Source organism: Peribacillus sp. P4_D6, from assembly GCF_056401795.1.
This window is the reverse complement of sequence record NZ_JBFUIQ010000085.1, coordinates 1-17,994: the sequence shown is the minus strand read 5'-3', so window position 1 is coordinate 17,994 and position 17,994 is coordinate 1. Positions and strand designations below refer to the sequence as shown.

Genomic DNA, 17,994 nt, shown 5'->3' with positions numbered 1-17,994 from the left:
GCTCAAGTGTTTCAAAGACGACTCCACCTGAAGTCGGGAAGGCAAAACCCAGCGTAATCAATTGATTTTTGTAAGGAGACGGTATCAAAATTTCCGTACCGACTTTTAGCGAGTTTTCAGAGATTCCTGGGTTTGCCTCCTTGATTGCCGCTGCACTCGTACCAAAACGACTGCCGATTTTAGTAAGGGTATCCTGACTTTTAATTAGATACCTTCGATTCACCGCTTTTTCATTAGGTATATACAATGCCAGACCAGGAACCAAAGCTGTTGATTCCAATCCGTTGACTTCAATTATCCTCGATGGGGCAACTTTATTTTTCGAGGCAATTTCCCAAAGGCTGTCACCTTTTTTCACAATAACGATCGTCATTCAAAACCCTCCAAACTCCCTCCAAAAAAGTTTATGTTATTCAGGTAATTGGTTAGAACGAATTATCACATTTCCTAATGATGATATTCTGGTTTTTTAGTCTTTTTTTAATGGAATAAAGGATCACAAAAAAAAGAGGCTGTCCAAAGGGACACCCCCAAGCTATAAGCCATATTCTCCTATACATCAAAGTAAATTCTTAATGTCGTAGAACTTCCCATTCTCCAAATCTTCTGCTTCAAGCAGCTGCAAAAGTTTATCTGCTACAAATTCGGGGCTTCTTAATATGCCCTTCTCTTTATATTCATGAAATTTGTCTCGATCGGCAAAATCCCGTTCGTCTGCTGATCGGATTGTCCCTTGCATCCCCGTATCCATTACCCCTGGTGAAAAAGAAATGAGAGACGTAGGAAAAGACGTTTTATCCTGTTCCAACCCTGCAACCCGTGTAAACATTTCCAGCCCCGCCTTAGTACTGCAATAGGCTGCCCAGCCATGATAAGGATTTTTTGCTGCTCCTGAAGATATATTGACCAATACCTTCTTTCTGTTCCAGTCCTTTGTCTGTTTAACGAATTCATCAGCCAATACGATGGGTGCCATGAAATTCACCCGCATGCTCGTTTCCAAATTTACTATACCAAGGTTTCCTACCGGCTTAATAGGTTCAATGACACCTGCATTATTAATGAAATAAATGTCACTTGTATCATCGACTTCAGTAAGAATCTCATTGACTAAGGACGGCAACTTTTCAGTTTCATTCAAGTCCAGCGAAATAAATGTAAGTTTCGTCCCGTAACCGTCAGCAATCCGCTGCATTTCAGGATGGGCCGTACGGGAAACTAAAATGCAATGATCACTTGTCTGCAAACACCCTTTTGCGATTGCAGCACCTAAWCCTTTTGAAGCTCCTGTGATTATAAACGTTTTCACAGCTTTTCCCCCTTTTCTGGATATAAACTATTGTACCAAAACGAGTTCGGAATGGTCTCACCACATATCGTGATTCTAGGATAAGACTAAAAATGCAGGAAGCCTCAATCATTGACTTTGAGACAATAGAAGTTCCATCTAAAATAAAGCAAAGTTGATTGGAGTGGTGTGCAAGACTCCTGCGGGAAGAGCGCGTCCTAGGGAGACCCCGCAGCGGAAAGCGAGTGCCTGGAGAGGAAGTCAACGATTTTGCAAACTCAATGAGTAACAATGGTCTACAACTGAAATGGAATTTCTGAAATCAAGCTCCGTACTATAAAAACTGCAGGCAAACTCGATTTTTCGAATTTGTCTACAGTCTGAACAGACCATGTAGTAATGGTTCGTTTATTTAAAATATTATAATATCGGTGATACCAGCCTTGCAATGGACTCTTTAAAACGAATCCACTTTGATCGCTTTTCAAACTCTTCAATTGTAAGCTGCCTGCATACATCGATATCCTTATAAAAAATCCTAGTCAGTGTTTCGGCCATGCCTTCATCATAAATGAAGGCATTGACTTCAAAGTTCAATTTAAAACTACGGACATCAATGTTTGCTGTCCCCACCGAGGAGACCTCTTCGTCCACCACGATCATCTTCGCATGAATAAAGCCGTTATCATAGATGAATACCTTAGCACCCGCTCTTAATAGCTGCCCAGCATTGAAAGTCGTTGCCCAATAAACAAATAGATGATCAGGTTTATTCGGAATCATGATTTTCACATCTACCCCTGATAAGCTCGCTATCCTGATTGCATCCAATAAACTGGCATCCGGTATGAAGTAAGGTGTTTGAATGAGAATCGATTTCTTTGCTGATGAAATTAATTTAATATAGCCATTTTTAATTTGTTCCCATTCAGAATCCGGCCCACTTGTCACTATTTGCAAATCTATATTCCCTTGGGTCTCTACAATAGGGAAATAATGAGGCTGATAAGTTATATCATGATGCTTTGATGCCTGATTCCAATCCAGGATAAACCGAGTTTGAATGGCCTTGACAGCCGAACCCTCTATACGAAGGTGTGTATCACGCCAATAACCGAATTTTGGATTAAGCCCTAAATATTCATCACCAACATTAAAGCCGCCAACATAGCCTACTTTTCCATCTATGATGACGAGCTTTCGATGGTTACGGAAATTCAGTCGTAAATTTATAAATTTTAATTTGGATGGAAAGAATGCCTCCACTCGTCCTCCAGCCTGCCTAAATTCCCTGAAGAAACGTTTAGTCATCCCTCTAGATCCCAATTCGTCATAAAGCAGCCGAACTTTGACGCCTTCATTCGCTTTTTTAGTCAAAGCTTCAATGAATCGTTTACCCAGGCCGTCCCTTTGAATGATGTAATATTGTATATGTATATGGTTTTCGGCCGCTTCGATATCTTTAAAAAGCTGGTCAAACTTATTTTTCCCTTCCGTAAAAATATCGACCTGATTATCTTCAGTAAGTACGGCATCATTGTTTCGGAGATGCATATAAATCAAATCACGATAATTACTCGAAGAAGCATTTCGAAAAGGAAAATGATTCGTTGAAAGCTCTTCCATCTGTTTATCAATAATTTCTTCGATCCCGATTTTCTTCTTATCCTCCCATTGGAATAAGTGTGCATGCCTTAAACTTGTTCCAAAAAGCAGATATAAAATAAAACCGACTACAGGCAAAAAATATAAAACCAATAACCACGCCCAGGTCGTGCTCGCTTCCCTTCTTTCAAAAAATATGACAATCGTTGCAAATAAAATATTTAGAATGATGACGAGGCCGAGCAAAACCGATGTAACATGCGTAAATTCCATAGCATACCCTCACTAAATTTTTATCCCTTTAAGGATACCATGCAAATTCTTTATATCAAAGGATTTGCTTATCAGAAATGAAAACAGAGAATTCACAAAAATGGACCTCTTCTTGTAGAGGCCCATTTTAAAAAATCCATCCAGCCCGGACACTAAAATTTCTCAGATTGGCCAGGCAGTCTAATAATATTTGTTTTAAAAATTCCAATTTAACAAAAAAATAATTGCTTACCGGCTTTTCACTAATAAATTCACAGCTTCTTTCACTAGCTCTTCGGGATTCTTTTCCCCGGATTCATTTGCCTCCCGGACGCATTCAACAAGATTGGAACTTACTATTACCCCAATCGTCCGATCGATTGCAGATCTGGTTGCAGATAACTGAGTTACTACATCCCTGCAATCTTTATTATCCTCCATCATTTTCAAAATCCCGCGAAGCTGTCCTTCAATTCGCTTCACTCTATTTTTAACCTGCTTATCGTACTCCATGTGAGGCCTCCTACCCTGCCTATTACTTATGAATCCTATCCATACATCCTTTATAAAACCCCTTCAGACGAAATGAAGGTTTGATAAAAATCTTACAATTTATAATACATACCACCTAGGTATAATTGTCAAGTGCCAATAACCAATAAAACTCCAATATGTAATTCCTATTTTTGTACAAGGAGATTTTGTGCAACTGCCTCAGAAAAATCGATCGTCATTTGGGGAACGTAGGTTTTTAACAAAGCATTGACGATAGGGGCTTTAGCGCCTTTTGCCGTAATCACCAGGCAGCCAGTCATTTTAGTCTGTCCAATTCCGCACTCTTCCGCTAAAAAATAGCCATGCCCTTCAAATTTTTCATTTAATCCCTTAAGCTTAAATGTTACCTTATCTGGTTCAATCCATTCCAATATATTCACTTCCAGTTTAATTTTCTTCTTCATTAATCCCAAATCGCTTTTAAACTCCCAAATAAGTGTCCGCTCATTTAACATCTCATGATTGATATATCCTGGGACTAGAGGTGCCCAACGATCTATGCTACTTACAAAACCCCATACCGTTTTTTTGGAAACAGGTAATATGATACTATGCACACCTTCTGACAAATCAGTTCCCCCTTAATCATTCTATTTACATCTTTGTAATGTATGGCTGAACAATACTGAATAGAACGGTACGATTAGAATCTTGAACAAAATTCTCCCGGTGTAAGATATCATTTAAAGATAATAACAGCAAAGAATCGCCCTGTAAAAAAGGGACGATCGTTTTTTATTGCTGGGCCTCAGACTTTAGACAAACTCGAACAATAATGATTGATATTATATCCCTAATTGCGATTGGATTCTTAATTTATGGACCAGTAATGTTAATAGGTCTGCAAGCACTTGATTTAGTTCCTAAAAAAGCTGCAGGCACTGCTGCAGGACTGACTGGCTTATTTGGATATCTAGGTGGATCTGTGGCGGCTAATGCCATTATGTGATACGTAGTTGACTTTTTAGGCTGGAATGCAGGTTTTACATTATTTACGATTTCTTGTGTACTGGCAGTAGTGGTCTTTGCATGTACTTGGAATGTTCGAGGACAGGAAGTGGTAAAGGGCTAAAACAGGCATATTATTGAGCTCAAGTTTCCCCATCCCCCTGGATATATTCTAAGGGGGATGGGTTTTCTACTGTCAGTTAAACCGATCCATGATTAGATTGTTGCTCGCAATAACTGAATATTAAGTTATCTATGGTAAAAAGAAGTTGACGGACGTTTGTTTGACATACCTTATTGAAATGCATATAAAAAATGACCATGCCTTTATACCAACGGTCCTAAAGGCATAGTCATTATATCAAAAATCATATAGATTCACGTTTTCTACCAAAATACTGGTTATTGCCGATCAAAAAGAGAAGCCCCCGCTATTCCGGGTTTTGTCATCTCATAAGGATTTAGAATCAGATCCAATTCTTCTTCTGTCAACACATCATATTGTAAACAAAGTTCGCGAACTGATTTCCCCTTCAATATCGCTTCACGGGCAATACGTGAAACCACTTCGTACCCAAGGTGCGGATTGACTGCTGTAATCACTCCGACGCTTTGTTCGACATAATCTTTTAAATGCTGCTCATTAGCCTCAATGCCTTCCAAGCAATAATCTGTAAAGACATTGAAAGCATTGTTCATAATGCTGATTGATTGCAACAAATTGAATACAAGCACTGGCTCCATTACGTTCAACTCTAGTTGTCCCGCTTCTGATGCTAAGCAAATCGTATTATCGTTCCCGATTACTTGGAAAGCGACTTGATTAATTAATTCTGGCATGACTGGATTTACTTTACCTGGCATGATGGATGAACCTGGTTGACGGGCTGGAAGTGTGATTTCTCCTAATCCCGCTCTCGGTCCTGAAGCCATCAAACGTAAATCATTTGCAATTTTAGACATATTCATCATACATACTTTCAATGAAGCTGATACCTCAGTGTATGCATCCGTATTTTGGGTTGCATCTACTAAATGTTCTGCTCCTACAAGCGGCAAGTTACTGATTTCAGCTAAATATGTAACAACGTTTTCAATGTAACGCGGATCTGCGTTCAATCCCGTTCCCACTGCTGTTGCTCCCATATTCACTTCATATAAATGTTGACGTGATTGACTTATTCTTTTTATATCCCGATCCAAAACGCGACTGTAAGCCTCGAATTCTTGACCAAGGCGAATAGGCACTGCGTCCTGAAGATGTGTGCGTCCCATTTTGATAACATGATCAAATTGTTTTGCTTTTTTCTTTAAAACCGTACTCATCTTAGTCATTGTTTGTAACAATTGCTCCAAAAGACGCAATGTTGATAAATGAATGGCAGTTGGGAATACGTCATTGGTTGATTGAGACATGTTAACATGGCTATTTGGGCTAACATGTACATAATCACCTTTATTGTGTCCCATAAGTTCTAACGCACGGTTGGCAACGATTTCATTAATATTCATATTCATCGATGTCCCCGCACCGCCTTGAATTGGGTCAACGATGAAATATTCATGCCACTTTCCATCGATCACTTCTTCAGAAGCTTTGACGATAGCGCTTCCAATACCATCATATAACCGTTTGGTATCCATATTCGCTAAAGCGGCCGCTTTTTTAATCATGGCCAGTGCACGAATCATTTCTTCATTGACTTTGTAACCGGTAATCGGAAAATTTTCCACTGCGCGTAAAGTTTGTATACCATAATAAACATCTGCTGGAATTTCCTTTTCCCCAAGAAAGTCTTTCTCGATTCGGTATGTTTTCTCTTCTATCAACATTTCCTCTTGCCCCTTTGTTTGTTCTAGAATGTAATGTCCTCTGCAATCGGTGTTTCCATCATTTCCTTCACTTTTTTAGGATCCTGCGTCTTCGCTAATATCCACATCAACTTAGGAACGATGGCTTCTGTATTCATATTCCTGGAACGAATGATGACATTCTTGTTCACTTTTCGTCCCACTTCGTAAATATCCATATCTTCCCCTTCTTCTAAGCATTGGGTAGTAATGACAACGGATATTCCACATTGTACTAACTCATTCAATTTCTCTAAAATGTTTCTTCCTTGAAATGGAATACCACCGCTTCCATAACTTTCAATTACGATTCCCCGACATTGATTTTTCAGGAAATCAAAGAATTCAGGCTTAATACCGGGATGCAGCTTGACTAAAGCAACATCAKTACATAGGGAAGCATCCAACTTAGCTTCCTTATTCTTTGGTGAATGAACTGGCTTTAGATACTCAATTTTATCTTTGAATATGGTCGCAATATAAGGATAGTTAATACTTTCAAACGAATCATAGCTTTTCGTTCTCAATTTAATGGCCCTCGTACCCTGAATGACTCTGCCATCAAAAACAACATATACTCCTCCAATATCTTCACAAGCAAACCGGATCGCATCAGAGATATTCCTTTTGGCATCTGTCTTTTTAAAGGCAATCGGGACCTGAGAACCAGTAATGACGATTGGTTTCCCTAAATCTTGTAACATATATGAGAGCGCAGCAGAAGTGTAAGCCATAGTATCTGTTCCATGGGTAATCACAAAGCCATCATAATCATGGTAGTGCTTATGGATGGATTGTGCCATTTCTGTCCAATCTTCCGGCTGCATATTTGTACTATCAATATTCATCAAAGGCTTACTATCAATCTGACATAGTAAATCCAATCCCGGTAGGTGGCCTAAAATTTCGTCAGCTTTCATTTCTGGAACAAGTCCATTTTTTCCTTCTAACGATGCAATTGTACCACCTGTAGTAAGCAACATCAACTTCTTCATTTTTGATTTTAACTTTTCCAATATACTACCCCCTAATAAGCCTCCCTGTTTCACTATCATTCTAATATCTCAGAAAAGGATGTTTCCGCTGTAAATGTTCATGTAACGCGTACAACACATGTAATTATAGTCATGTTTCATAGTGAAATCAAGCGAAAGTTATTCATTACGCGTACACTTTTTTCAATATGATGTTATAATGGATTTATATAAAAGGAGAGTAATAATAATGATTTTGAATAGATTGACTACATTAAGGAAGTCCAAAAGATGGTCTTTGCAATATACCGCTGACAGGCTCGGAATCGCCAAAAGTACCTATGCCGGTTACGAATCGGGCCACCGCCGCCCTTCATTAGAAACGATTAATTTATTGGCAGGCTTATATGATACCTCAACTGATTACATTCTGGGTCGAGTGGATTATCAATCTAAGGATATGGATAATGAGTCGCCTCAAGTCATGGAATTAACGGATTTACCAGATATGAAGCTAGCTGTAGATGGAATTTCCCTTTCTGAAGAGGAAACGATTCAATTTATCGCTTTTATTAGAGCTAAACGGGAAGTGGAAAAAAATCGCGATAAACAAAATGAAACATAGCAGACATTGAGTTTAAACTGGTATTTGGTAAAAGAACCGTACTTCATCAGCAGGTTCTTATACTGCCTGACATGTTCATTATAACTGTAATATACCGCGGCTTTCATCAATTAGGATAGGTCGGTTCGCCCATTTTGACGGTTGCACGTAATTATTTCTGTGTTTAGAAATTTAAATTTCATTAACTAATATATAGAAGATATTCGGTTTTTTTTAAAAATCATCCATTTTCATTTTCTGATGTCCTCTTTAGACTTATTCATTTTCMCTCTTTATCTATTTGCAATGAAAGAAAAAACATGGCAAAGATCATGGTTTCCCCCGGTGAATTAATCAAAAAAGAAGCAACATGAAGTGAGCGTTATGTCTTAATTCATGTGCTTCTATTATTGGAATCCTTAAAGAAATGGAAAATTCCTCAATATAATGTCTCAACAGATATGCTGCATTTCCATATTTTAAGGCATTTCATCTTCTTTTTCCCTATTCTTGAAAGCTTCATGAGTGACAATATCCTCAATCTGTTCATACTGGCGGCTGTGTTCCTTCTCTTCGCTAATTCTATTATTGGGTAAATTTCCTGGATGTCCTTTTTCTTTATGATTAAAATTTTTACCACGACTCATAACTCATTCTCTCCTTTCCATTCATTGTTTGTCTAGTTTTCCCAAGCACGAAAAAAATATGATTTAATTTCTCTTTTTACAGTTTTTGCAAAAGGGTTGGTTTACCTGTAATTTTCAGCTGATTTTGTGCGACTTATTTCTGAAGTGTCAAGAAATTAATAATTCAATCCTTTCAAATTACTCGAATCTGAATAAAKAGCTCAAAAAGAACAGGAACCGCCAAATTCCTGTTCTTTTTGTTTATAGGTTTCCCGACTACTTACATATTTAATAACAATATTTTTGATAACAAAAAAGGCTAGGAGAACGTTACCACGGAAGGTCGCCACTTTCTTGAAATGCCCGCAATATGATGAGGAGCGGTTCTGCAACATCCTCCAATTATATTTGCCCCCGCATGGTGCCAATCTTCAGATTTCACATCGAGCCTATTACATGATTCTGGACCATGCCATGTTTTAGTTTCTGGATTATATGATTCACCGGAATTCGGATAAACGATAATTGGTTTATGCGTGTTTGCACGCAACACCTGTATGGCTTCCGTGATAACTGATACAGGCGCACAGTTGATGCCAATTGCGGCAATTTGCTCACTGTCCCCAAACAATCTGGCACACTCCTCCAGCAATGTGCCGTCACTAATCGCTTTTTCATTTTTCAAAGAAAAGGACAGCCAAGCATAGACTTCTGGATAATCTTTCAATAATGAATGTAATACTTTTGCTTCTTGCAGGGAAGGAATCGTTTCAAATGCTAAAATGTCAGCTCCTGCTTCAACCAAAGCTGATATTCGTGAGCGATGAAATGCCGCCAAAGCTTCATCTGAAACACCATAATTCCCAACATACTCTGAACCATCTGCAAGATAAGCCCCATAAGGTCCAACTGATGYAGCAACCAATGGCTTAGGTCTAATCGTTTGATATTCTTCCTTCCAAAATTCATCTCTTGCTTTTCTTGCTAGTAAAACCGTTTTCCTGATTAGATCCAATGCCTCTTTTTCTTGTATTCCGCGGAGGGCGAAACCTTCAACCGTTGCTTGATAGCTTGCCGTTATCGCACAGTCAGCACCAGCTCGAAAGTAGTCAGAGTGCACCTGGTAAATCACTTCTGGATTTTCAAGTAATACACGTGCAGACCACAGGGGATCGTCCAAATCACACCCATGACTTTCAAGCTCTGTAGCTAAAGCTCCGTCCAAAATCATAACTGAATGACCTTGTAAAATTGCTTCAATTGGGTTAATTTTATTTTTCATGGTCTACTCCTCTTTTCTTTATGGTTTGTGTCAGATAATAACTTCCATAGCAAAACAAAATAAACGGAATGCCACAATATAGTGCTATTCTTTGTGTAGGATCAAATGCAATTCCTATGCAAGAAGCAAGACATAGCATAAATGAAACGATTGGTACGAATGGATATAATGGTGTATGATAAGCCAAATCATTAACTGAGTTTCCTTCGTTTATATATCGTCTGCGAAATAGAAACTGTGACGCGCTAATACTCATCCAAACTATAACCACGGCTAGTCCAGAAATGGATACAAGCACTATATATACAGTATCCGGCGCAATAATACTCGAGAAAAGTGCTAAAACACCGCCCAACATACTGAAAAGGACTGCATTCAAGGGAACACCCCGTTTTGTCAATTTTGCAAATATTGGTGAAATAGTTTTCTTATCTGCAAGTGACCAAAGCATCCTGGATGAGGCATATAGTCCTGAGTTCGCAGCGGACAAAATGGCAGTTAATATAACAAAGTTCATAATATCCGCTGCATATGGCACTCCAATTCGTTCTAGAACGGCAACAAAGGGGCTCTCTAATACGCTTGCATCCGAAACAGGCAATAATGCGGATAAAACAACGATGGTACCTATAAAAAAGATAATCAATCTCCATAATGTCATACGGATTGCCTTTGGAATCGTTTTTTCCGGATTCACAGTTTCTCCAGCTGCAACTCCGATCAATTCAGTTCCAGAAAATGCAAAATTCACCGCGAGCATCGTCATTAGAATGGCAAAAGCACCATTTGGAAATAAACCTGCACTTGTAACATTGGAAAATAACGGAGCTGATTGTGCGTTAATCATTGGAATGAAACCTATCATTGCCGCAGCTCCCAGAATAATGAATATTACAATAGCAAATACCTTTATAGACGCAAACCAGAATTCGGATTCAGCGAAAAACTTAACGGTCCACGCATTTAATGCCAAGACCAAAATGGCAAATAGAGCACTCCATATCCAGACACTGATTAATGGAAACCATCGCTGCATCAACAATCCTGCAGCCGTGAATTCCGAACCTAGTGCAACAGTCCAGGTTAGCCAATACAACCAGGCTACTGTATACCCTGTCCCTGGTCCGATGTATTTGGCTGCGTAACTATGAAACGCACCAGTCTCGGGCATATGCACTGATAGTTCACCTAGACATAGCATGACTAGATAAACCACTAATGCACCAATCAGATACGAAAGGATGGTTCCGAACGGACCAGCCTGTTGAATCGTATAACCCGAACTTAAGAATAAACCAGTTCCAATCACCCCGCCAAGCGATAGCATTATTATATGCCGTGCTTGCATTTGCCTTTGAAAATCATGCTTCCTTTTGTTATCCATTCTTACTCTCCTTAATCTTGCATCCAGAAAAAACGAAAACGCACTCTAAAAAAGAGTGCGTTACTGACAAATAAACACGTACGGTCTTATCTATCAAGGTTTCACCCCCTGGAATTAGCACAGTGTCTTTGTAGACCTGTTGCTGAGGTTTCATAGGGCCAGTCCCTCCACCTCTCTGGATAAGAAATTATTTTTTTATAACTTTATCAATCTATGAAAAATTTGTCAAGTTTTGTTTCGGAATGTAAAGACTTCCTTTTAAATGCTAACGATCATGGCGTCTGCGGCATTAATATTAAAAGGTTGCTTATTTTTGGAACAGGCGCTAAGCGTATTATATTGGCAAATAAAACTAACCGGGGTCATTTTGGTCTTAAAAATGGCAACATCTTAAAAGATGTCGCCATTTTTTTCTTTTTCCTTAAGGACGTTCTATTTCAAATAATTCCCCTAGTTTTGTATAAGTATGACCTGCTAATCTTGCTACAGGTTTTAGCCCTTTCGGGTCAATACGGCCATTATGGTAAATATCTTGCTCTATATGATAGCAGACTATTTTCCCTATCAGTAAATCACAACCAGGTTCATTCTTGGAACCTGCCAATGGAATCGATTGCTCTAATGTACATTCAAAACGCACCTTCGCTTCTTCCAATCCTGGTACGGATACCCTATCACTAACAGCCAGCGTGAAATTAGTAAGACCCAATTCACTTTCTTCAGATGGGAGTTCCTTGGCCGTTCGATTTGCATCAGCAACATTATTTTCATCAGTGATATGAACAACGAACTCACCTGTTTGAATTGCATTTCGGGCTGTATCCTTTGAAACTCCTTCTTTCCGTTGAACAGAAATGGAAATCATCGGAGGATTTGAACTGACTATGTTAAAAAAGCTGAACGGCGCTATATTGATTGTACCGGTTTCGGATTGTGTCGTAACCAGCGCTATAGGTCTCGGTATAATGCTTCCAGTCAAAAACTTATAATTATCCCGTTCAGTCAGACTTTCAGGGTTAACAGAAATCATCTTCATTCCCCCTCATTCTTATAAAAAGTTCTTTTGAAACCATGAACCTGCTGCATCAACCTCTGAACGTGTCAACTGATGACCGTAATTTTCCCACTGAACTTCAACTGTAGCGCCAGCTTGCTGTAAAAGTTGATTAAGTTCATCAGTTTCTTCTGCCGGGCAAATCGGATCGTTTTTACCTGCAGCTATAAATACAGGTATATCTGAAAGGGACGGCAAAGCAATCCCTCGTCTTGGAACCATTGGATGATGAAGAATCGCTCCTTGTAAGGCCCCCTCGTAATGGAACAGCAAACTTGCCGCTATATTTGCACCATTGGAATAACCTAATGCCACCACTCTGTCACGGTCGAAGTCATATTTTCCGGACGCTGATTCCAAGAAGTCATAAAGCTCCTTCGTTCGGAAAATCAAATCCTCTTCATCAAAAACCCCTTCAGCTAACCGTCGGAAATAACGGGGCATTCCATTTTCAAGTACATTTCCCCGTACGCTCAGTACGGACGAACCCGGTGAAACCATTTCGGATAATGGCAAGAGATCTGTTTCCGTTCCTCCAGTGCCATGTAACAGCAGTAGTAACGGGGCTTCTGGATTACTTCCTTTTTGAAAAATATGTTTCATCATTTATCCTCCTCTAGTACTCTCGGCACTGCCGGCAGTAACGTTTTTTCCATAACTTCCCGCTTTTCTTCCAACCATGGCGGCAGCATTAATTTACTGCCCATCGTTTCTTTCGTTTCATCATGAGCAAAGCCAGGTGGATCTGTGGCAACTTCAAAGAGTATGCCTCCATCTTCCCTGAAATAAATCGCATCGAAGTATTGTCGGTCTGTAAAGGGTGTCACACCATAGCCATGGTTACCGATATGCTCCCTCCATTCTTTATGATCTTCATTATCGCTCGCACGCCATGCAATGTGATGGACAGTTCCCACTCCGATTTTACCGTTTGGTAAAACCGTTTTTTTAACATCGATCAAATTGCCGATATCCGATGTGGATTTGAAGCGGATGAAATCGCCCTCTTCCCCAACCTTTTGAAGGCCCATCACTTCCTCTAATAGTTCCATCGTTTTGATCGGTTTTGACGTCAATAATACAGCTCCGCCGAAACCCTTGACCGCCTTATCAGCTGGTACACCGCCGAATGACCACTCGCTATTTTTACCTTCTTTACGCTCAACCAGTTCAAGTTGCAAACCATGTGGGTCTTGGAACTCAAGATATTCCTCACCGAAACGTGAAACCTTTTCAAAGTCTATATTAAATTTACCCAAACGATTTTCCCAGAAGCCCATTGAACCCTCCGGAACGGCATATGTTGTAATCCCCACTTGTCCTGAGCCAATTGTCCCTCGGTATGCCTCAGGCCAAGGAAAGAAAGTGATGATTGTGCCCGGTGAACCGGATTCATCTCCGAAATATAAATGATAGGTGCCTGGATCATCAAAATTAACGGTTTTCTTCACCATACGCATTCCCAATACTCCAGCATAAAAATCCACATTCTCTTGAGGATTGCCTACAATTGCGGTTATATGATGTATCCCTGCATTTTGCTTTTGCATGCCGATTACTTCCTTTCCCGTTGATTAATTAGTTGATTTTGTATTAAGTGGTTTTAAATTCGATTCAATATCCTTTCTTTTCGATTCCAAAAAAGGTGGCAGGGCAAGGTTCTCACCTAGATGCTGCTCAGCTTCATCCACTTCAAAACCAGGTCCATCAGTAGCTAATTCAAATAATATGCCATTCGGCTCCCTAAAATAGAGTGAACGGAAATAAAAGCGGTCCACATATCCCGAGTTCACGAATTTCGATTCACTAATCTTTTCTACCCATTTTCTCAATTCTTCTTCATCATCCACCCGAAAGGCAACATGATGTACTCCACCCCTCCCCAGCCTTTCCCGAGGTATGTCATTCCTTTCTTCAATATGGAGTTCTGCTCCAGTTCCTCCTTCACCTGTCTCGTAAACGACTATCGGATTTTGCCCCCTGATTGCGGATGGGTATGTGCCTGATTTCCTGAACCCCAATACCTCGATAAGAACACTTTCTGTTTGTTCAATATTGGGTACTGTGAGTTTTACTGGTCCTAATCCAAGTATGGAAAACTCTTGCGGCACTGGGCTTCCATCCCACGGAAATCCTCCATCAACGCCGTTATTATCCTGATCGGAAACCAGAAGAAGCCTCTGCCCTTCAGGATCTTTAAAAGAAAGCACCTTTCTTTCAAAACGGCTCGATATTTCATCGTGCTCAACATTGAATTCCACAAACCGTTTTTTCCAATATCCTAGCGCTTCATCATCCCTCACCCTTAAAGAAATTTCTGAAATGCTATTGTTTCCCTCATGAGTGCGGGCAGCATTCGGAATTTCAAAAAACGTCAATTCCGTACCCGGTGAACCAATTTGATCTCCATAAAATAAGTGATACACACGAACATCATCTTGATTCACCGTTTTTTTGATTAATCGCATCCCTAAGACTTTTGTGTAGAATTCAAAGTTATTTCCCGCTTTTGCTGTAATCGCCGAAACATGATGTAATCCTTTTAATTCCATCCGTACCACTCCTATCTTTATAAATCTCCCCTTACGGAGATGAATTAATCCGCTAATAATATCTCGAATTCAAGGTATTTAATCTAACATAATACTTTTAATGCAAATATCTTGATTTAAAGATAAACGACAGGGATAAAATTGTCAACCATTTTCATTCAAATAATTTCAACCGGATTCACTTATCATAAAATAAAAAATACAGGCCAAAATAAATCGGTATAAGAATGGAGGTTGTGATATATGGTTAAAGATTTTTTTAGCGCAATTGAAGATAGACGCTCTTATTATTCCCTTAGCAAGGAACATGTTGTTCCTGATAAAAGGATTAAAGAAGTTATCGATCATGCCGTTCAATACTCCCCTTCCGCTTACAACTCCCAAAGTGCCAGAGTGATTGTACTAACTGGTCAAAGCCACGACCAATTATGGGATATCACGAAAGAAACATTAAAAAAAGCAGCCGATGGCAAAGATTTTACAAAAACGGAAGAAAAAATGAGATCATTTATAAATGGTTATGGAACGGTTTTATTCTTTGAAGACCAGGCCAAAATAAATAGGCTACAAGAACAATACAAAACGTATGCCGAAAATTTTCCGATTTGGTCGAACCAATCTTCTGCCATTTTACAATTTGTCGTATGGACTTCCTTGGAAATTGAGGGGTTTGGTGCAAGCCTTCAGCATTATAATCCTTTAATCGATGACGAAGTGAGAAAGAAATGGGATATATCACAAGATTGGAAACTCATCGCACAGTTGCCTTTTGGAAAACCCACTGCAGAACCTGGCGATAAAGACTTCTCACCACTTGAAGAACGTGTGAAATATTATCAATGATACAATAGAGACTGGCTCTACTTAACGAGCCAGCCCTTTTATTTTATTTCGCTTTAGTAATCCGGAAATGTTGCAAAAAATTTTGAAAATATCAATGACGCAAAGCCTATATACTCAACAACCGGCATGATTTTGATATCCTCACTGACGTTCAACACGTACATTTCACATCCCCCTATTAATCTTATTGAATTGGTGAAGAACGCCCTGGCAGCCATTCCTTCAAATAATATGGGAGCACACAGGAAAATTGTCTAGCAGCATGTCCACTTTTCAGTAGGCTATATGTCTTATCCTTACATGTTAAATGCTCCATTACCGGATAAATCATTTCCTGTGGGACCAGTCGATCATACTTACTTGCTATGACCAAAACACTAGCATCAATTTTCGATAGCTTCGCTTTTTTTCCCCTTACCTTAAAACCACCATTAACCAAGCTATTTTTTATCAATAAATCCTTGGTTATTTGTTTTGCGGCTGCTCCGGATAACGGTACATGCCCATTAGCCCAAGCATTGAAGCGGCGCCAGTTTTGAACGTATTTTTCATCATCCGCTTGATTCAATAAAGATAAATAAGGTGATATATAGACGGGCGATGTAATTAACCTGATACCATATTTAACTGCACTGGCCGGTATCGTTTGATAAATATCTATTGTCTCGTCAAAATCCGCTGTTCCTTCTTTTAACGCTCCCTGCCATTGATCAAAAAATTCCGAGGCACTGAAATCCACCGGGGTCACGGAAAGTATCAAATTCTTGATGGGCTCGTCTGMAATGGCAGCATATATTGCGGCTATTGTACCTCCGAGGCAAAACCCCATGACTGTAATTTCTGATCCTCCAGAGTGACGTAATGCACGCTGCACTCCTTTTTGAATATAATCGACGATATAATCTTCGATCGATATGTCACCATCTTCAAAGCCCGGGCTTCCAAAATCAAGCAAATACACATCAAAACCTTCATTTACAAAAGATTCTATTAAACTATTCCCCGGAGATAAATCAAGGATCAAAGGAGTATTGATTAGTGAATATATAAGAAAAACCGGTACATCATATTTTTTTTGTGCTGAGGGATAAAACCAAAGCGTTGATTTGTTTTTTTTCCACACCGCTATTTTCGGAGTCAGTCCCATTTCAGGCATTGGCTGATTGGGAATATCCAATAAATGTTGCCATTTAGTTTTGGATTCAGATTGATTTTTCGGCACTTTCCGCTTAGCCATTTGAATTCTCCTGACCAACTGAATTGAACTCAGGCAGTTGTGAGCTTAACAATAAGGAGTTATTTATAAAATCAGATAACCTTTTTTTACTCCCTTCCATTTCATTGGATGCCAATCTTGATTTCTTTTTGATGCTGCGGGATGAATTGGCATTGCCTTTATTGCGAATTGAAGAATTACCCCCGACATTCCCGCCCCTATTCTCAACAAGTATAGAGACCAATTCTTCCAACCCATCAATTTTTTCTTCGAGTTGGATGACTAATTTCGCTAAACTCGCCACATCTTTTTTTGTTGGATAATTCATGATGATGGACATTCTTTCTGAGGCTTCCTGAAGACTATTTATTCTTGGTACCTGCATTTGCGCATTATTGCTCACTCTTTCGATTAATTCGCGATTATTCAGCAGATTTTGAATTTTACTATTCAGTTGTTGCTCTTTTTGTGTGCCCAGTAATTTAAGCCCTTTATAAAAATTGGATTTTTCCGCCATATATTTCTTCCTTCCTTTCTCCTCCGTTTATACTAATGCTGATATTCCACCGTCAATGATCAAAATATGACCCACCATATAGTCAGAAGCCTGTGAGGCTAAAAAAACGGCGGCACCCTTTAAATCATCTTCATCGCCAAACCTGCCAGCCGGAGTTTTACCTAATATGTCATAGTTAGACTTTTCAAGAATTTTCTTTGTGATTTTAGTCGGGAAAAATCCAGGTGCAATTGCATTGACTTGAATGCCGTATCTAGCAAGTTTAACTCCTAAATCCTTGGTCATTGTAATGATGGCACCCTTACTGGTGTTATAAGCTATCGTATCCAAAAGCTCAGGAAACGTCCCGCCAAGACCTGACACCGATGCAATATTTATGATTTTTCCGGAATTTTGCTGCTTCATGACCTTCGCTACAGCCTGTGAAAACAGGAATGTACCTG

19 protein-coding genes, 1 pseudogene and 1 riboswitch are annotated in these 17,994 nt (G+C 39.4%); of the genes and pseudogenes, 3 read left to right on the top strand and 17 right to left on the bottom strand.

Annotated features, from left to right (window positions below; translation table 11 throughout):
- From AC1DVB_RS19575 to AC1DVB_RS19555, 5 genes are all read right to left on the bottom strand, one after another.
- The coding region (locus AC1DVB_RS19575) for a LysM peptidoglycan-binding domain-containing protein (RefSeq protein WP_477590558.1) at window positions 1-373 on the bottom strand (373 nt) is incomplete at its 3' end.
- 186 nt (window positions 374-559) lie between these two features.
- Complete coding sequence (locus AC1DVB_RS19570) at window positions 560-1,309, bottom strand: (S)-benzoin forming benzil reductase (protein ID WP_230137269.1); 750 nt, start codon at window positions 1,307-1,309, stop codon at window positions 560-562.
- Between the two features lie 399 nt (window positions 1,310-1,708).
- Window positions 1,709-3,166: a cardiolipin synthase gene (gene cls, locus AC1DVB_RS19565; protein WP_095678953.1), complete on the bottom strand. Its 1,458-nt coding sequence runs from the start codon at window positions 3,164-3,166 to the stop codon at window positions 1,709-1,711.
- 228 nt (window positions 3,167-3,394) lie between these two features.
- Entirely contained in the window at window positions 3,395-3,658 is a 264-nt protein-coding gene (locus AC1DVB_RS19560) for a metal-sensitive transcriptional regulator (RefSeq protein ID WP_034307218.1), read from the bottom strand.
- Window positions 3,659-3,825: 167 nt separating this feature from the next.
- Entirely contained in the window at window positions 3,826-4,269 is a 444-nt protein-coding gene (locus tag AC1DVB_RS19555) for a CoxG family protein (RefSeq protein ID WP_477590555.1), read from the bottom strand.
- A 206-nt stretch (window positions 4,270-4,475) separates the two neighbouring features.
- Here AC1DVB_RS19555 and AC1DVB_RS19550 point away from each other — a divergent pair.
- Window positions 4,476-4,772: pseudogene (locus tag AC1DVB_RS19550) on the top strand (glycerol-3-phosphate transporter); the annotation flags it as partial.
- A 278-nt stretch (window positions 4,773-5,050) separates the two neighbouring features.
- Here AC1DVB_RS19550 and aspA read toward each other — a convergent pair.
- Window positions 5,051-6,481 (bottom strand): aspartate ammonia-lyase, encoded by a 1,431-nt coding sequence (gene aspA, locus AC1DVB_RS19545; RefSeq protein ID WP_034307227.1) that lies wholly within the window; start codon window positions 6,479-6,481, stop codon window positions 5,051-5,053.
- Between the two features lie 23 nt (window positions 6,482-6,504).
- Window positions 6,505-7,494: an asparaginase gene (locus tag AC1DVB_RS19540; protein WP_477590560.1), complete on the bottom strand. Its 990-nt coding sequence runs from the start codon at window positions 7,492-7,494 to the stop codon at window positions 6,505-6,507.
- A 229-nt stretch (window positions 7,495-7,723) separates the two neighbouring features.
- On the opposite strand from AC1DVB_RS19540, the gene AC1DVB_RS19535 reads away from it, so the two are divergent.
- Window positions 7,724-8,098, top strand: coding sequence for a helix-turn-helix domain-containing protein (locus AC1DVB_RS19535; protein ID WP_454861369.1), 375 nt, complete (start codon window positions 7,724-7,726; stop codon window positions 8,096-8,098).
- A 458-nt stretch (window positions 8,099-8,556) separates the two neighbouring features.
- Here AC1DVB_RS19535 and AC1DVB_RS19530 read toward each other — a convergent pair whose 3' ends face one another.
- The 7 genes from AC1DVB_RS19530 to AC1DVB_RS19500 all read right to left on the bottom strand — a co-directional run bounded on the left by AC1DVB_RS19530 (window position 8,557) and on the right by AC1DVB_RS19500 (window position 14,975).
- Window positions 8,557-8,724, bottom strand: a complete 168-nt coding sequence (locus AC1DVB_RS19530; protein WP_162878727.1) for a hypothetical protein — start codon at window positions 8,722-8,724, stop codon at window positions 8,557-8,559.
- 298 nt (window positions 8,725-9,022) lie between these two features.
- The gene (gene mmuM, locus AC1DVB_RS19525; protein WP_477590553.1) at window positions 9,023-9,985 is read right to left on the bottom strand and encodes a homocysteine S-methyltransferase; all 963 of its coding nucleotides are present in this window, start codon (window positions 9,983-9,985) and stop codon (window positions 9,023-9,025) included.
- The gene (gene mmuP, locus AC1DVB_RS19520) at window positions 9,975-11,369 is read right to left on the bottom strand and encodes an S-methylmethionine permease (protein WP_477590551.1); all 1,395 of its coding nucleotides are present in this window, start codon (window positions 11,367-11,369) and stop codon (window positions 9,975-9,977) included. The genes mmuM and mmuP overlap by 11 nt, the downstream gene beginning before the upstream one ends.
- Window positions 11,370-11,452: 83 nt before the next feature.
- A riboswitch (SAM riboswitch) is annotated at window positions 11,453-11,555 on the bottom strand.
- A 235-nt stretch (window positions 11,556-11,790) separates the two neighbouring features.
- Window positions 11,791-12,399 carry a flavin reductase family protein gene (locus AC1DVB_RS19515; RefSeq protein WP_095678951.1) on the bottom strand — a complete coding sequence of 203 codons (609 nt, stop codon included), beginning with the start codon at window positions 12,397-12,399 and terminating at the stop codon, window positions 11,791-11,793.
- Window positions 12,400-12,417: 18 nt separating this feature from the next.
- Complete coding sequence (locus AC1DVB_RS19510; protein WP_095392095.1) at window positions 12,418-13,026, bottom strand: alpha/beta hydrolase; 609 nt, start codon at window positions 13,024-13,026, stop codon at window positions 12,418-12,420.
- The gene (locus AC1DVB_RS19505; protein WP_063590937.1) at window positions 13,026-13,973 is read right to left on the bottom strand and encodes a ring-cleaving dioxygenase; all 948 of its coding nucleotides are present in this window, start codon (window positions 13,971-13,973) and stop codon (window positions 13,026-13,028) included. Before AC1DVB_RS19505 ends, AC1DVB_RS19510 begins: the two co-directional genes overlap by 1 nt.
- Before the next feature lie 24 nt (window positions 13,974-13,997).
- Complete coding sequence (locus AC1DVB_RS19500) at window positions 13,998-14,975, bottom strand: ring-cleaving dioxygenase (RefSeq protein WP_057277438.1); 978 nt, start codon at window positions 14,973-14,975, stop codon at window positions 13,998-14,000.
- Between the two features lie 243 nt (window positions 14,976-15,218).
- On the opposite strand from AC1DVB_RS19500, the gene AC1DVB_RS19495 reads away from it, so the two are divergent.
- On the top strand, window positions 15,219-15,818 hold the full coding sequence (locus tag AC1DVB_RS19495) for a nitroreductase family protein (RefSeq protein ID WP_477590548.1): 600 nt from the start codon (window positions 15,219-15,221) through the stop codon (window positions 15,816-15,818).
- Between the two features lie 184 nt (window positions 15,819-16,002).
- Here AC1DVB_RS19495 and AC1DVB_RS19490 read toward each other — a convergent pair whose 3' ends face one another.
- The 3 genes from AC1DVB_RS19490 to AC1DVB_RS19480 all read right to left on the bottom strand — a co-directional run.
- Window positions 16,003-17,055, bottom strand: a complete 1,053-nt coding sequence (locus AC1DVB_RS19490) for an alpha/beta fold hydrolase (RefSeq protein WP_477590546.1) — start codon at window positions 17,053-17,055, stop codon at window positions 16,003-16,005.
- Window positions 17,048-17,551, bottom strand: a complete 504-nt coding sequence (locus AC1DVB_RS19485; protein WP_098936794.1) for a hypothetical protein — start codon at window positions 17,549-17,551, stop codon at window positions 17,048-17,050. The genes AC1DVB_RS19490 and AC1DVB_RS19485 overlap by 8 nt, the downstream gene beginning before the upstream one ends.
- Before the next feature lie 27 nt (window positions 17,552-17,578).
- Window positions 17,579-17,994 (bottom strand): SDR family oxidoreductase (locus tag AC1DVB_RS19480; protein WP_477590544.1); only part of this gene is annotated, 416 nt, incomplete at its 5' end.

What these genes read in the sequence shown, in the direction of transcription:
- aspA (WP_034307227.1), bottom strand. Translation starts at nt 6,481, where the DNA reads ATGTTGATAGAAGAGAAAACATACCGAATCGAGAAAGACTTTCTTGGG.
- cls (WP_095678953.1), bottom strand. Translation starts at nt 3,166, where the DNA reads ATGGAATTTACGCATGTTACATCGGTTTTGCTCGGCCTCGTCATCATT.
- AC1DVB_RS19515 (WP_095678951.1), bottom strand. Translation starts at nt 12,399, where the DNA reads ATGATTTCTGTTAACCCTGAAAGTCTGACTGAACGGGATAATTATAAG.
- AC1DVB_RS19500 (WP_057277438.1), bottom strand. Translation starts at nt 14,975, where the DNA reads ATGGAATTAAAAGGATTACATCATGTTTCGGCGATTACAGCAAAAGCG.
- mmuP (WP_477590551.1), bottom strand. Translation starts at nt 11,369, where the DNA reads ATGGATAACAAAAGGAAGCATGATTTTCAAAGGCAAATGCAAGCACGG.
- AC1DVB_RS19485 (WP_098936794.1), bottom strand. Translation starts at nt 17,551, where the DNA reads ATGGCGGAAAAATCCAATTTTTATAAAGGGCTTAAATTACTGGGCACA.
- AC1DVB_RS19535 (WP_454861369.1), top strand. Translation starts at nt 7,724, where the DNA reads ATGATTTTGAATAGATTGACTACATTAAGGAAGTCCAAAAGATGGTCT.
- AC1DVB_RS19530 (WP_162878727.1), bottom strand. Translation starts at nt 8,724, where the DNA reads ATGAGTCGTGGTAAAAATTTTAATCATAAAGAAAAAGGACATCCAGGA.
- AC1DVB_RS19505 (WP_063590937.1), bottom strand. Translation starts at nt 13,973, where the DNA reads ATGCAAAAGCAAAATGCAGGGATACATCATATAACCGCAATTGTAGGC.
- AC1DVB_RS19510 (WP_095392095.1), bottom strand. Translation starts at nt 13,026, where the DNA reads ATGAAACATATTTTTCAAAAAGGAAGTAATCCAGAAGCCCCGTTACTA.
- AC1DVB_RS19560 (WP_034307218.1), bottom strand. Translation starts at nt 3,658, where the DNA reads ATGGAGTACGATAAGCAGGTTAAAAATAGAGTGAAGCGAATTGAAGGA.
- AC1DVB_RS19495 (WP_477590548.1), top strand. Translation starts at nt 15,219, where the DNA reads ATGGTTAAAGATTTTTTTAGCGCAATTGAAGATAGACGCTCTTATTAT.